Source organism: Streptomyces sp. NPDC043738, from assembly GCF_056436545.1.
The window spans coordinates 179,067-192,523 of record NZ_JBWKCJ010000008.1 but is presented as its reverse complement, the minus strand read 5'-3'; the positions used below and the strand labels follow the sequence as shown (position 1 = coordinate 192,523).

Below are 13,457 nucleotides of genomic sequence, written 5' to 3'. Positions count from 1 at the left end.
TCAGTGTCACCCCTCGGCGATCACCACGGCGGAAGCAACCCCCGCGTCATGGCTGAGAGAGACATGCCACGAGCGCACCCCCAGCGCCTGCGCGCGCGCCTCGACCGTGCCCCGCACCCGCAGCCGGGGCCGTCCGCTGTCCTCGACGTACACCTCGGCGTCGGTCCAGTGCAGCCCGGCCGGCGCGCCGAGGGCCTTGGCGACCGCCTCCTTGGCGGCGAACCGCGCCGCCAAGGAGGCGATCCCGCGCCGCTCACCGCTCGGCAGCATCAGCTCCGCGTCGATGAACAGCCGGTGCGCCAGCTCCGGCGTACGGTCCAGCGCCGCCCCGAAGCGGTCGATCTCGGCGACGTCGATGCCCACCCCGATGATCACTCCACCGTCACCGACTTGGCGAGGTTGCGCGGCTGGTCGACCTCGTTGCCGCGGGCGGTGGCCAGCTCGCAGGCGAAGACCTGCAGCGGGATCGTGGACACCAGCGGCTGCAGCAGCACCGGCGTACGCGGGATCCGCACGAGGTGGTCCGCGTACGGCACGACCGCCTCGTCGCCCTCCTCCGCGATCACGATCGTGCGCGCCCCCCGGGCCCGGATCTCCTGGATGTTCGACACGATCTTGTCGTGCAGCACCGACCGCCCGCGCGGCGACGGCACCACGACGACGACCGGCAGATCGTCCTCGATCAGCGCGATCGGCCCGTGCTTGAGCTCCCCGGCCGCGAAGCCCTCCGCGTGCATGTACGCCAGCTCCTTGAGCTTCAGCGCGCCCTCCAGCGCCACCGGATAGCCCACGTGCCGGCCCAGGAAGAGCACCGTGTTCTTGTCGGCGAGCCCGCGCGCCAGCTCCCGCACCGGCTCCATCGTGGCGAGCACCTGCTCGACCTGGGTGCCGATGGCGGCCAGTTCGCGCACCACGTCGCGGATCTCGTCGCCCCACTTCGTGCCCCGCACCTGCGCCACGAACAGCGCCACCAGATAGCAGGCCACCAGCTGCGTCAGGAACGCCTTCGTCGACGCCACCGCGACCTCGGGCCCGGCGTGCGTGTAGAGCACCGCGTCCGACTCCCGCGGAATGGTCGACCCGTTGGTGTTGCAGATGGCCAGCACCTTCGCGCCCTGCTCGCGGGCGTGCCGCAGCGCCATCAGGGTGTCCATCGTCTCGCCGGACTGGCTGATCGCGATCACCAGCGTGTGCCGGTCCAGGATCGGGTCGCGATAGCGGAACTCACTGGCCAGCTCCGTCTCGCACGGGATCCGCGTCCAGTGCTCGATCGCGTACTTGGCGATCATCCCCGCGTGGTACGCCGTCCCGCACGCCACGATGACGACCTTGTCGACCTCGCGCAGCACCGCCGGCGGGATCCGCACCTCGTCCAGCGACAGCACGCCCGAGGCGTCGATCCGCCCCAGCAGGGTGTCCGCGACGGCCTTCGGCTGCTCGGCGATCTCCTTGAGCATGAAGTAGTCGTAGCCGCCCTTCTCGGCGGCCGACGCGTCCCAGTCGACGTGGTACTCGCGGACCTCCGCGGGCGCGCCGTCGAAGTCGGTGACCGTCACCGCGTCCCGCCGCAGCTCCACGACCTGGTCCTGCCCCAGCTCGACCGCCTCGCGGGTGTGCGCGATGAACGCCGCGACGTCCGAGGCCAGGAACGCCTCGCCGTCCCCGACGCCCACCACCAGCGGCGAGTTCCGCCGCGCCCCGACCACCACGTCGGGCTCGTCCGCGTGCACCGCGACCAGCGTGAACGCGCCCTCCAGCAGCCGGCACACCTGCCGCATCGCCTCCGCCAGCTCACCGCACGACGAGTAGGCCTCGGCCAGCAGATGGGCGACGACCTCGGTGTCCGTCTCGGACGCCAACTCGTGCCCGCGGTCGGTCAGTTCGGCGCGCAGCCCGGCGAAGTTCTCGATGATGCCGTTGTGCACGACCGAGACCCGCCCCGCGTTGTCCAGATGCGGATGCGCGTTCGCATCGGTGGGCCCGCCGTGGGTCGCCCACCGGGTGTGCCCGATCCCGGTCGACCCGGTCGGCAGCGGACGGTCCGCCAGCTCCTTCTCCAGGTTGGCGAGTTTGCCCGCCTTCTTCGCCGCGGCCAGCCCGCCATCGGCCAGCACGGCGACCCCGGCCGAGTCATAACCGCGGTACTCCAGCCGCTTCAACCCGGCCAGTACGACGTCAAGGGCGCTCTGCCCGCCCACATATCCCACGATTCCGCACATGGAGGCAGCCTACGACGCCCACCGATCAATAGCCGCGCTCTATCCGGTGCTGCGCCTCGCGCACCGTCTCCAGGAACTCCTCGTCGGCCTCCGCGTCCGCACCCGGGCCGCTGGGCGGCTCGTAGCGCTCCAGGAAGTCGCAGAGGTCCTCGCCCAGGTCCTCGTCCGGGAGATCCTCGGCCAACTCGGCGAACACCCGCGCGGCGAAGCCGTCCGAGGCGGTGTCCGCCCCCGCGTCGACGGCCGTCTGCGTGTTCCTCCCCCAGGTCCGCTGTCCCAGCAGACCGGCCTTACGCGCTCGCACCTGCACCCCCTGTCTCGTCCGCGGCCCGCGAGCCGGGCCGCGCCCCGGTGCCGACCGTACCGGGCAAAATCCCTCGGGTACAGACACGCAGGTAGCGAAGCACCCAAGCCCGCCCCGACTGCCACAAGCCCGTCCCGACGCCCCGGGCGGCCACCCCGAGATGAACGGCGTGTGTCGGCTGCGCACAATGGGCGCGTGCCCCTGACGACCGATCCGCAGCAACGACGCCGCGCCGAGCGCTCGCCGTACGTCGATCTGACGCGCGCGCAGTGGAGCGCCCTGAGGGAGAAGACCCCCCTGCCCCTGACGGCCGACGAGGTCGAACGGCTGCGCGGGCTGGGCGACGTCATCGACCTCGACGAGGTGCGCGACGTCTACCTTCCGCTCTCCCGCCTGCTCAACCTCTACGTCGGTGCGACGAGCAATCTGCGCGGCGCGCTGAACACCTTCCTGGGCGACGCGGGAGACGGCCAGGGCGCACAGCCCGGCACCCCGTTCGTCATAGGAGTGGCCGGCAGCGTCGCCGTCGGCAAGTCCACCACCGCCCGGCTCCTGCAGGCGCTGCTGGCCCGTTGGCCCGAGCATCCACGCGTCGAGCTGGTGACCACCGACGGGTTCCTCTTCCCCAACGCCGAGCTGCACCGCCGCGGTCTGATGTCCCGTAAGGGATTCCCCGAGTCCTACGACCGCCGCGCCCTGACCCGCTTCGTGGCGGATGTGAAGTCCGGCAAGGCCGAGGTCAGCGCCCCGGTCTACTCCCACCTGATCTACGACATCGTGCCCGGCGAGCGGCTGACCGTGCACCGCCCCGACATCCTCATCGTCGAGGGCCTGAACGTCCTGCAGCCGGCGCTGCCCGGCAAGGACGGCCGCACCCGCCTCGGCCTCGCCGACTTCTTCGACTTCTCCGTCTACGTCGACGCCCGCACCGAGGACATCGAGCAGTGGTACCTCGGCCGCTTCCGCAAGCTGCGCGCGACCGCCTTCCAGAACCCGTTCTCGTACTTCCGCAAGTACACCCAGGTCTCCGAGGAGGAGGCCCTCGACTACGCCCGCATGATGTGGCGCACCATCAACAAGCCCAACCTGCTGCAGAACGTCGCCCCGACGCGCGGTCGGGCGAACCTGGTGCTGCGCAAGGGACCCGACCACAAGGTGCAGCGGCTGTCGCTGCGCAAGCTCTAGGGAGTGCGAACACCGTGCTGCATCTGCGCCTGATCGTCCCGGCCGACCGTACGGACGAGGTGCTGCGCCTGCTGGAGACGACCGTCGGCACCACCCATCTGGTGGTGCTGAGCGGGGCCGCCCGCGATCCGCAGGGCGATGTGGTGCTGTGCGACGTCGCCCGGGAGGCCGGGGACGGCCTGCTGGCCGAGCTGCGGGCGATGGAGCTGGACAGGACCGGTTCGATCGCGATCGAGAACATCGACCTTTCGCTGTCGCTGCGCGCGGACCGGGCGGAGGACGAGGCGCCCGGCGAGGGCGCCGACGCGGTGCTGTGGGAGTCGCTGACCGACGCCACCCACGAGGAGTCCACCCTCTCGGCCACCTACCTGGCGTTCCTGACGGTCGCCACGATGATCGCGGCCTGCGGTGTGGTCCTCGACAACGCCATCCTGATCGTCGGCGCGATGGCCGTGGGCCCGGAGTTCGGTCCGCTGGCCGGCATCTGCACCGCGCTCGTCCAGCGGGCGCCACGGCTGGCGTGGCGCTCGGCGCAGGCGCTGCTCGTCGGGTTCGCCGTGGCCATGGTGGTGACCGTCGGCTTCAGCCTCTTCATGGACGCGGTCGGACTCTTCGACGTCGGGGCGCTGGAGGCCGAGCGGCCGAACACCAACTTCATCTACCGGCCCGACTGGTTCTCCTTCGTCGTCGCCGTCCTGGCCGGCATCGCCGGAGTGCTCTCGCTGACGTCCGCCAAATCAGGCGCCCTGGTCGGCGTGGCGATCTCCGTGACCACCGTCCCGGCCGCCGCCAACGCCGCGGTCGCCCTGGGCTACCAGGAGTACGGCCAGGCCTGGCACTCCATGGAACAGCTGCTGCTGAACCTGGCGGGCATCATCGTCGCCGGCTCACTGACCCTGACCGTCCAGAAGCTCCTGTGGGCACGGCACGAAACGGGTGCGGCCCGTCGCTAGCAAGGCCGACGACGGGCCGCACCCGAAAGCACCCTCGGGACGTTCCTAGGACACGCCCTAGCCCAGCGCCGACTTCACCGCGTCGGCGAGCCGCTCCGCCACGGCCCGTGCCTGCTCGATGTCGGCCGCCTCCACCATGACGCGGACCAGCGGCTCCGTACCGGACGGCCGCAGCAGCACCCGGCCGGTGGCCCCCAGCTCCCGCTCCGCCTCGGCGACCGCCGCCGTCAGCTCGGGCGAGCTGGCCACCCGCGACTTGTCGACGTCGGGGACGTTGATGAGGATCTGCGGCAGCCGCTCCATGACGCCCGCCAGCTCCCCCAGCGAACGGCCGGTGGCGGCGACCCGGGCCGCCAGCATCAGACCGGTCAGCGTGCCGTCTCCGGTGGTGGCGTGGTCGAGCACGATGACGTGCCCGGACTGCTCGCCGCCCAGCGCGAAGCCGTGCGCCTTCATCTCCTCCAGGACGTACCGGTCACCGACCGCGGTCTGGACGAAGTCGATGCCCTCGCGCTCCATGGCCAGCTTGAAGCCCAGGTTGGACATGACGGTGGCGACGACGGTGTTCTTGCGCAGCGTCCCGGCCTCGCGCATGCCCAGCGCGAGGACGGACAGGATCTGGTCGCCGTCGATCTCGTTGCCCTCGCCGTCCACGGCCAGGCAGCGGTCCGCGTCGCCGTCGTGGGCGACACCCAGGTCGGCGCCGTGCTCGACGACGGCCGCCCGCAGCTGCGCGAGGTGCGTGGAGCCGCAGCCGTCGTTGATGTTCAGGCCGTCGGGGTCGGTGCCGATGGTGACGACCTCGGCGCCGGCCCGGGCGAACGCCTCGGGCGAGACCCGGGCCGCCGCACCGTGCGCGCCGTCGATGACGATCTTCAGCCCGTCCAGGCGGTTGGGCAGCACACCGACCAGATGCGCGACGTAGTTGTCGAAGCCCTCGTCGTAGACGGTGACCCGGCCGACGCCCGCGCCGGTCGGCCGCTCCCACGGCTCGCCGGAGCTGTGCGCGCGGTAGGTCCGCTCGATCCGGTCCTCCAGCTCGTCGGCGAGCTTGTGGCCGCCGCGGGCGAAGAACTTGATGCCGTTGTCGGGCATCGGGTTGTGGCTCGCGGAGAGCATCACGCCGAGGTCCGCGCCCAGCGCCCCGGTCAGATACGCGACCGCCGGGGTCGGCAGGACCCCCACCCGCAGTACGTCCACACCGGCGCTGGCCAGCCCGGCGACCACCGCCGCCTCCAGGAACTCCCCCGACGCTCGCGGATCGCGTCCGACCACCGCCACCGGCCGGTGCCCTTCAAACGTGCCCGCTTCGGCGAGTACATGCGCCGCGGCGACCGACAGGCCGAGCGCCAGCTCCGCCGTCAGGTCCGCGTTCGCGACGCCGCGCACACCGTCCGTGCCGAAGAGTCGTCCCACTGGTGTCCTCCGAGTTGTCGAGCTTGGACCAGAGCTTTACGTCCAGGTATACGCCCCTGGCTTCAGATATACGCTCCAGGTCCCGGATAGCCGAACGCCCCGGCAGCACGGAGGTGCCACCGGGGCGTTCACAAGAGCTGCGTAGTGCAGCGAGCGGGTTAGCGCTTGCTGTACTGCGGCGCCTTACGGGCCTTCTTCAGACCGGCCTTCTTGCGCTCGACCGCACGGTCGTCACGCTTGAGGAATCCGGCCTTCTTCAGCGCGGGGCGGTTGTTGTCGACGTCCGCCTCGTTCAGCGCACGGGCCACGCCCAGGCGCAGCGCACCGGCCTGGCCGGAGATGCCGCCGCCGGAGATGCGGGCGATCACGTCGTAGCGGTTGTCGAGCTCGAGCACCTTGAAGGGCTCGTTGACTTCCTGCTGGTGCACCTTGTTCGGGAAGTAGCCCTCGAGGGTGCGGCCGTTGATCTTCCACTGGCCGGTGCCCGGGACGATCCGGACGCGGGCGATGGCGTTCTTGCGACGGCCCAGGCCGGCGGCCGGCTGCGGGTCGCCGAAGCGGGACGCGAGGGACTCGGAGGTGTACTCCGACTCCACGACCTCGGTCTCGGTGGTGTACTCCTCGACCTCGTCCAGCGGGGTCTCGGGGGTGGTCTCAGCCACGATGCTCCTCAGATTCTCTGTCGTCTTAGGGGGTGGCCGGACTTACTGCGCGACCTGGGTGATCTCGAACGGGACCGGCTGCTGCGCAGCGTGCGGGTGCTCGGCGCCCGCGTAGACCTTCAGCTTCGAGAGCATCTGACGGCCGAGGGTGTTCTTGGGGAGCATGCCCTTGATGGCCTTCTCGACTGCCTTCTCGGGGTTCTTGTCGAGAAGCTCGTCGTAGCGGACGGAGCGCAGACCACCCGGGAAGCCGGAGTGGCGGTAGGCCATCTTCTGCGTCCGCTTGTTGCCGGACAGGTGCACCTTGTCGGCGTTGACGATGATGACGAAGTCACCCATGTCAACGTGAGGGGCGTACACCGGCTTGTGCTTGCCCCGCAGGAGGGACGCGGCCTGGCTGGCCAGACGGCCCAGGACAACGTCCTGCGCGTCAATGATGTGCCACTGGCGCTGGACATCGCCGGGCTTGGGGCTGAACGTACGCACGTCTTAGCCTTCGCTTCTGAGTGAATGGGTCCTGTACTGGCCCCCTGGCTGATCACACAGCAGGGCGGCTCTACGGGTGACGCAACCCGGTCGTCCGCCGCTGGTGATCGGCCCGATGGACCGGCGTAAGGGCCCCTCACGTGAGATAGAGCAAGCCAATACGCATAACGAACCAGCAGAATACCGGGCCGTCCCCGGCGGGGTCAAAACGCCCCCCGCACGGGCACCCGGGTCCGCGGGTGGCCCCCGTTTCCCCCGCCGCCGCCCGGCCGTCCTACCGCTTGCGCTCCACACGGCGCTCGTCCCACACCGGCTCCGCCGACTCCCGCACCACTCCGTCCGCCCCGAACACCAGGAACCGGTCGAAGGACCGCGCGAACCACCGGTCGTGCGTCACCGCCACCACCGTCCCCTCGTACGCCTCCAGCCCCTCCTGCAGCGCCTCGGCCGACTCCAGATCCAGGTTGTCGGTCGGCTCGTCCAAGAGCAGCGCCGTCGTGCCGGAGAGCTCCAGCAGCAGGATCTGGAAGCGGGCCTGCTGGCCGCCGGAGAGCCGCTCGAAGCGCTGCTCGGCCTGCTTCTCCAGCTCGTAGCGGCGCAGCGCGGACATCGCCTGGCCCTTGTCCTTGGCGTGCTCGGTCCACAGGATGTCCAGCAGCGGGCGGCCCATCAGCTCGGGGTGGGCGTGCGTCTGCGCGAAGTGACCGGGGACGACGCGGGCGCCCAGCTTCCAGGTGCCGGTGTGCGGGACGGGACGCTCGGCGTCCTGGGCCAGCAGGCGCAGGAAGTGCGACTTGCCGGAGCCGTTGGAGCCGAGGACCGCGACCCGCTCGCCGTAGAAGATCTCCAGCGAGAAGGGCTTCATCAGCCCCGTCAGCTCCAGGTCCTCGCAGGTCACCGCCCGTACGCCGGTGCGCCCGCCGCGCAGCCGCATGGTGATGTCCTGCTCGCGCGGCGGCTCCGGCGGCGGGCCGGCCTCCTCGAACTTCCGCAGTCGGGTCTGCGCCGCCGAGTAGCGCGAGGCCATCTCATGGCTGACCGAGGCCGCCTGCCGCAGCGAGACCACCAGCTTCTTGAGCTGGGCGTGCTTCTCGTCCCAGCGCCGGCGCAGCTCCTCGAAGCGGGCGAAGCGCTCCTTGCGGGCCTGGTGATAGCTGCCGAAGCCGCCGCCGTGCACCCACACGTCGGAGCCCGCGGGGCCCGGCTCGACGCTGATGATCTTCTCCGCGGCGCGCGCCAGCAGCTCCCGGTCGTGGGAGACGAACAAAACCGTCTTACGGGTCGTGCGCAGCTGCTCCTCCAGCCAGCGCTTGCCCGGCACGTCCAGATAGTTGTCCGGCTCGTCCAGCAGCAGCACCTCGTCCGTGCCGCGCAGCAGCGACTCCAGCACCAGCCGCTTCTGCTCGCCTCCGGACAGCGTGCGCACCTGCCGCCACTGGGCCTTCTCGTACGGCATCCCCAGCGCCGCCGTCGTGCACATGTCCCAGACCGTCTCGGCCTCGTAGCCCCGCGCCTCGGCCCAGTCGCTGAGCGCCTGCGCGTACGCCATCTGCGCGTCCTCGTCGTCGGCGGTCATGATCGCCGTCTCGGCGGCGTCCACCGCCGCCGCGGCCTGCCGTATCCGCGGCTGCGCCACGGAGACCAGCAGGTCACGCACCGTGCGGTCGTCGCGCACGGACCCCACGAACTGCGGCATCACCCCGAGCCCGCCGCTGACCGTCACCGATCCGCCGTGCGGCGCCAGCTCGCCCGCGATCAGTCGCAGCAGCGTCGTCTTGCCGGCGCCGTTGGCCCCCACCAGCGCCACCGAGGTGCCCTCCCCCACGCGGAAGGACACATCCCCCAGCAGGACCCTCCCGTCCGGCAGGTAGTACTCCAGATGGCCGGCCTCTAGATGTCCCATGAGCGGGATTGTGACCGGCCTCCACCCGTTCCACCAACCCCATTAGGATGCGCGGCATGAGTTTCGGGCAAGGCGGGCCCTTCGACGGCCCCGGGGGATCATCGTCCACTCCTGACTGGGGCGCACTCGCCGAGGAGAGTGAGGCCCGCGCCCGCCGCAAGCGCTGGATGTGGATCGGCGGCGGCGTGCTGGCCGCCCTCGCGGTGGCCGGCATCGTCACCGGCGCCGTCCTGGCCGGCGGCGGCGACTCGCCGGGCGGCGGCGCGTCGGCGACACCCGCCGCGTCCGGCCAGGCCGCGGAGCCGGACGACAAGCCGTCCTTCCCCGACGTCTCGGTGCCGCCCCCGCCCAATCCGCAGGACTACATCTCCGACCCCAAGAAGGACACCGCGCCGCTCACGCCGGCCTCCCTCTTCGGGCAGAAGACCATGGTCATCGGCGAGCGCAGCTACCCGCGCACCAACACCGCCACCACCAAGGACTGCACCGCCGCCGCCCAGGGCGCGCTGGTGTCCTCGCTCACCCACAACGGCTGCCGCCAGCTGGTGCGCGCCACGTACTCCAAGGGCGGCGTCGCGGTCACCGTCGGCATCGCGGTCTTCGACTCGCCCACCAAGGCCACCAAGGTCATGAACGAGGCCAGGACCAACCTGATGCCGCTGCCCGGCGGCGGCGTCCCCTCGGACTTCTGCCAGGGCCACAAGTGCCGGATGGCGACCAACGCCACCGGCCGCTACGCCTACTTCATCATCGCCGGCTACCTCAACGGCAAGGACGTCGTCGCGTCCGAGACCAAGGCCCAGCAGATCGCCCGGGACGGCGGCTCCTACGCCTTCACCCGGATCACCCAGCGCGGCAAGGACCAGGCCGCGAAGGCCGCCGAGCGGCAGCTGAAGGAAGCCAAGAAGAAGGCCGGCCAGTCCTGACGCCCCCGGTGGCGCCGCCCCGCGCGGCGCCACCACCGGGCCGGCTCAGCAGCAGCCGGCCCCGGCCGCCCCCGGCAGGCTCCGCTTGTTGCGCGCCTCGAGGTTCCGCGCCGCCAGCAGCTCGTCGGCCGGGTACCCGACCTCTTCGAGCGTCAGTCCGTGCGGCCGTACGACATGCACGGCGGAGTCCCGTACGCCCGCGGCCAGCACCTTCCCCGGCCACTCCGGCGGCCGGTGGCCGTCCCCGACGAACAGCAGCGCGCCGATCAGCGACCGCACCATGTTGTGGCAGAAGGCGTCCGCCCGCACGGTCGCGGTGATGATCCCGTCCGCACCGCGCTCCAGGCTCAGCTCCTGGAGCGTGCGGATGGTCGTGGCGCCCTCACGCCGCTTGCAGTACGCCGCGAAGTCGTGCTCCCCCAGCAGCGGGCGGGCCGCCTCGTTCATGGCGTCCACGTCCAGCGCCCAGTCGTGCCACAGCACATGGCCGCGCAGCAGCGGATCGACGCCCCCGTGGTGGTCGGTGACCCGGTAGGCGTACCGCCGCCAGATCGCCGAGAACCGCGCGTTGAAGCCGGCCGGCGCCTCGCTCAGCGCCCACACCCGGACGTCCTTGGGCAGTCGCCCGGCCAGCCGCTTGAGCAGCTTCTCCCGATGCTCGGCCCAGAGCTCCGCGGGGAGGTCGACGTGCGCCACCTGCCCGCGCGCGTGCACTCCGGCGTCGGTCCGGCCCGCCACGGTCAGCTCGTACGTGGTCTGCCCCGACCGCGTCACCGTCCGCAACGCGTCCTCGATCTCCCCCTGGACCGTCCGCTGCCCCCCGGCCTGCTTGGCCCACCCGGAGAAGTCCTTTCCGTCGTAGGAAAGGTCCAGCCGCACCCGGACGTGCCCGGGCTTCACCTCGTCGCTCACACCCACCATCCTCTCAAGCTCCCGGCACACGGAAGCGGGCCCGCCCCCGAAGGGACGGACCCGCTCAACGCGAGGCGAAGCCTCAGGCGTCCTTCGACTCCTCGGCCGGGGCCTCGGTGGTCTCGGCCGCAGTGGCCTCCGCGTCCTTGGCCGCACGCTTGGTGGCGGCCTCGGCCTCACCAGTGGCCTGCTGCGCCACGGTCAGCGCCTCCACCAGCTCGATGACGGCCATCGGCGCGTTGTCGCCGCGGCGGCTACCGATCTTGGTGATACGGGTGTAGCCACCCGGGCGGTTCTCGAAGCGCGGGGCGATCTCCGTGAAGAGCGTGTGGACGACGCTCTTGTCCGAGATCAGCTGCATGACCTGACGGCGGTTGTGAAGGTCGCCCTTCTTCGCCTTGGTCACCAGACGCTCCGCGTACGGACGCAGACGACGGGCCTTGGCCTCGGTCGTGGTGATGCGACCGTGCTCGAAGAGAGCGGTGGCCAGGTTGCGCAGCATCAGACGCTCGTGTGCGGCGCTGCCGCCCAGACGGGCACCCTTGGCGGGCTTCGGCATGTGTATCTCCTTCATTGCTGCACCGGCCGTATCAGGTACCGGTGTCAGTTCCCACGAGGCGGCCGCCCCGCGGAAGAATCACACGGTTGGGGTCCGAGGCACCGCCCCGGACCCCAACCGGTCGAACTCAGTACTGCTCGGTCTCCACGAACCCGGCGTCCGCGTCGTCGTCCGCGCCGAAGGCGTCGGCGGCGGCGGTCGGGTCGAATCCGGGCGGGCTGTCCTTGAGCGCCAGGCCCATGCCGGCCAGCTTCGCCTTGACCTCGTCGATCGACTTCGCACCGAAGTTGCGGATGTCGAGCAGGTCGGCCTCGGAGCGCGCCACGAGCTCACCCACGGAGTGGATGCCCTCACGCTTGAGGCAGTTGTACGAACGAACGGTGAGCTCGAGCTCCTCGATCGGCAGCGCCAGGTCGGCGGCGAGGGCGGCGTCCGTCGGGGACGGGCCCATGTCGATGCCCTCGGCGTCGATGTTGAGCTCGCGCGCCAGACCGAACAGCTCGACCAGCGTCTTACCGGCGGACGCCATGGCGTCACGCGGCCGCATGGCCTGCTTGGTCTCGACGTCGACGATCAGCTTGTCGAAGTCGGTGCGCTGCTCGACACGGGTCGCCTCGACCTTGTAGGTGACCTTGAGCACCGGCGAGTAGATCGAGTCGACCGGGATACGGCCGATCTCCTGGCCCACCTGCTTGTTCTGCACGGCGGAGACATAGCCGCGACCGCGCTCGACGGTCAGCTCCATCTCCAGCTTGCCCTTGCCGTTGAGCGTGGCGAGCACCAGGTCGGGGTTGTGCACCTCGACACCGGCCGGCGGGGCGATGTCAGCAGCGGTGACCAGGCCGGGGCCCTGCTTGCGCAGGTACATCACGACCGGCTCGTCGTGCTCCGAGGAGACGACCAGCTGCTTGATGTTGAGGATGAGGTCGGTGACGTCCTCCTTGACGCCCGGCACGGTGGTGAACTCGTGCAGGACACCGTCGATGCGGATGGACGTGACCGCCGCACCCGGGATCGAGGAGAGGAGCGTACGACGCAGGGAGTTGCCGAGGGTGTAGCCGAAGCCCGGCTCCAGCGGCTCGATCACGAACCGGGAGCGGTATTCGTCGACGACCTCTTCGGTCAGAGAGGGACGCTGAGCGATCAGCATGTGTGTGGTCCTTCAGTCGTGGGCGCCCGCTATTTGACGCCCGCTGTACTGACAAGGGTACGGGCGGTACGGCGCCAATGGCCCCATACCGCCCACACCGGCCAGCTCTTACCTGAGTAGAGCCGATGAGCCTTACTTCGAGTAAAGCTCGACGATCAGCTGCTCCTGCACCTGGGTGTCGATCACCTGGCGCTCGGGCAGGCTGTGCACCAGGATCCGGAGGTTCGACGGGATCGCTTCCAGCCAGGCCGGAACGGTCTTCTCGCCGGCTTCGGCCTTGGCCACCTCGAAGGGGGTCAGGTTCCGAGAGCTCTCGCGGACCTCGATGATGTCGTTCACCGCCACACGAGCCGACGGGATGTCGGTCTTGCGGCCGTTCACGGTGATGTGTCCGTGACGCACCAGCTGACGGGCGTGGTCCCGGGACTTGGCAAAGCCGGCCCGGTAGACCACGTTGTCGAGACGGGTCTCAAGGATGCGCAGAAGGTTCTCACCGGTCTTGCCGGTCTTCTGGTTCGCTTCCTTGTAGTAGTTCACGAACTGCTTCTCAAGGACACCGTAGATACGGCTGCACTTCTGCTTCTCACGAAGCTGGAGCAGGTACTCGCTGTCCTTGGTGCGCCCGCGACCGTGCTCACCCGGGGGGTAAGGACGGATCTCGATCGGGCACTTCGCGCTCTCGCACTTGCTCCCCTTGAGGAAGAGCTTCTGCTTCTCCCGACGGCAACGCTTGCAGTCGGCCCCGGTGTAACGCGCCATTGTCTAGTTGTCTCCTACTCAGG

The 13,457-nt window shown here is 70.3% G+C and carries 14 protein-coding genes; 3 read left to right on the top strand and 11 right to left on the bottom strand.

The features are described 5' to 3' along the window. Nucleotides 1–6: 6 nt before the first annotated feature. The 3 genes from AC0680_RS14060 to AC0680_RS14050 are packed head-to-tail and all read right to left on the bottom strand — an operon-like array spanning nt 7 to nt 2,523. A complete protein-coding gene (locus tag AC0680_RS14060; RefSeq protein ID WP_478627974.1) occupies nt 7–375 on the bottom strand; it encodes a holo-ACP synthase in 369 nt (122 codons plus the stop codon). Then, nucleotides 372–2,219, bottom strand: coding sequence for a glutamine--fructose-6-phosphate transaminase (isomerizing) (glmS, locus tag AC0680_RS14055; RefSeq protein WP_478627973.1), 1,848 nt, complete (start codon nt 2,217–2,219; stop codon nt 372–374). Before glmS ends, AC0680_RS14060 begins: the two co-directional genes overlap by 4 nt. 25 nt (nt 2,220–2,244) lie before the next feature. Then, entirely contained in the window at nt 2,245–2,523 is a 279-nt protein-coding gene (locus AC0680_RS14050) for a hypothetical protein (protein WP_478627971.1), read from the bottom strand. A gap of 195 nt (nt 2,524–2,718) precedes the next feature. Here AC0680_RS14050 and coaA point away from each other — a divergent pair, with 195 nt between their 5' ends. Then, the gene (coaA, locus tag AC0680_RS14045; protein WP_478627969.1) at nt 2,719–3,708 is read left to right on the top strand and encodes a type I pantothenate kinase; all 990 of its coding nucleotides are present in this window, start codon (nt 2,719–2,721) and stop codon (nt 3,706–3,708) included. Nucleotides 3,709–3,722: 14 nt separating this feature from the next. Next, nucleotides 3,723–4,661 carry a DUF389 domain-containing protein gene (locus tag AC0680_RS14040; protein WP_478627968.1) on the top strand — a complete coding sequence of 313 codons (939 nt, stop codon included), beginning with the start codon at nt 3,723–3,725 and terminating at the stop codon, nt 4,659–4,661. 57 nt (nt 4,662–4,718) lie between these two features. Here AC0680_RS14040 and glmM read toward each other — a convergent pair whose 3' ends face one another. The 4 genes from glmM to AC0680_RS14020 form a co-directional block, all read right to left on the bottom strand. Then, nucleotides 4,719–6,077, bottom strand: coding sequence for a phosphoglucosamine mutase (gene glmM / locus AC0680_RS14035; RefSeq protein ID WP_478627966.1), 1,359 nt, complete (start codon nt 6,075–6,077; stop codon nt 4,719–4,721). 158 nt (nt 6,078–6,235) lie between these two features. Beyond that, nucleotides 6,236–6,739, bottom strand: a complete 504-nt coding sequence (rpsI, locus tag AC0680_RS14030; protein WP_033269690.1) for a 30S ribosomal protein S9 — start codon at nt 6,737–6,739, stop codon at nt 6,236–6,238. Nucleotides 6,740–6,781: 42 nt separating this feature from the next. Next, on the bottom strand, nt 6,782–7,225 hold the full coding sequence (gene rplM / locus AC0680_RS14025; RefSeq protein WP_042155907.1) for a 50S ribosomal protein L13: 444 nt from the start codon (nt 7,223–7,225) through the stop codon (nt 6,782–6,784). 274 nt (nt 7,226–7,499) lie between these two features. After that, nucleotides 7,500–9,128, bottom strand: a complete 1,629-nt coding sequence (locus AC0680_RS14020; RefSeq protein WP_478627962.1) for an ABC-F family ATP-binding cassette domain-containing protein — start codon at nt 9,126–9,128, stop codon at nt 7,500–7,502. 56 nt (nt 9,129–9,184) lie between these two features. On the opposite strand from AC0680_RS14020, the gene AC0680_RS14015 reads away from it, so the two are divergent. Then, nucleotides 9,185–10,054: a hypothetical protein gene (locus tag AC0680_RS14015; RefSeq protein ID WP_478627960.1), complete on the top strand. Its 870-nt coding sequence runs from the start codon at nt 9,185–9,187 to the stop codon at nt 10,052–10,054. A gap of 45 nt (nt 10,055–10,099) precedes the next feature. Here the strand turns inward: AC0680_RS14015 and truA are convergent, their stop codons facing one another. From truA to rpsD, 4 genes are all read right to left on the bottom strand, one after another. Further along, nucleotides 10,100–10,966: a tRNA pseudouridine(38-40) synthase TruA gene (truA, locus tag AC0680_RS14010; protein WP_478627958.1), complete on the bottom strand. Its 867-nt coding sequence runs from the start codon at nt 10,964–10,966 to the stop codon at nt 10,100–10,102. 82 nt (nt 10,967–11,048) lie between these two features. Next, nucleotides 11,049–11,525: a 50S ribosomal protein L17 gene (gene rplQ / locus AC0680_RS14005; RefSeq protein ID WP_478627956.1), complete on the bottom strand. Its 477-nt coding sequence runs from the start codon at nt 11,523–11,525 to the stop codon at nt 11,049–11,051. Between the two features lie 127 nt (nt 11,526–11,652). Then, complete coding sequence (locus tag AC0680_RS14000; protein WP_003956430.1) at nt 11,653–12,675, bottom strand: DNA-directed RNA polymerase subunit alpha; 1,023 nt, start codon at nt 12,673–12,675, stop codon at nt 11,653–11,655. Nucleotides 12,676–12,807: 132 nt separating this feature from the next. Then, a complete protein-coding gene (rpsD, locus tag AC0680_RS13995; RefSeq protein WP_478627954.1) occupies nt 12,808–13,434 on the bottom strand; it encodes a 30S ribosomal protein S4 in 627 nt (208 codons plus the stop codon). Nucleotides 13,435–13,457: the final 23 nt, after the last annotated feature.

Excerpts from the sequence above, each read along its gene's own strand:
- glmS (WP_478627973.1), bottom strand. The coding sequence starts at position 2,219 with ATGTGCGGAATCGTGGGATATGTGGGCGGGCAGAGCGCCCTTGACGTC.
- AC0680_RS14020 (WP_478627962.1), bottom strand. The coding sequence starts at position 9,128 with ATGGGACATCTAGAGGCCGGCCATCTGGAGTACTACCTGCCGGACGGG.
- AC0680_RS14015 (WP_478627960.1), top strand. The coding sequence starts at position 9,185 with ATGAGTTTCGGGCAAGGCGGGCCCTTCGACGGCCCCGGGGGATCATCG.
- rplQ (WP_478627956.1), bottom strand. The coding sequence starts at position 11,525 with ATGCCGAAGCCCGCCAAGGGTGCCCGTCTGGGCGGCAGCGCCGCACAC.
- AC0680_RS14000 (WP_003956430.1), bottom strand. The coding sequence starts at position 12,675 with ATGCTGATCGCTCAGCGTCCCTCTCTGACCGAAGAGGTCGTCGACGAA.
- rpsD (WP_478627954.1), bottom strand. The coding sequence starts at position 13,434 with ATGGCGCGTTACACCGGGGCCGACTGCAAGCGTTGCCGTCGGGAGAAG.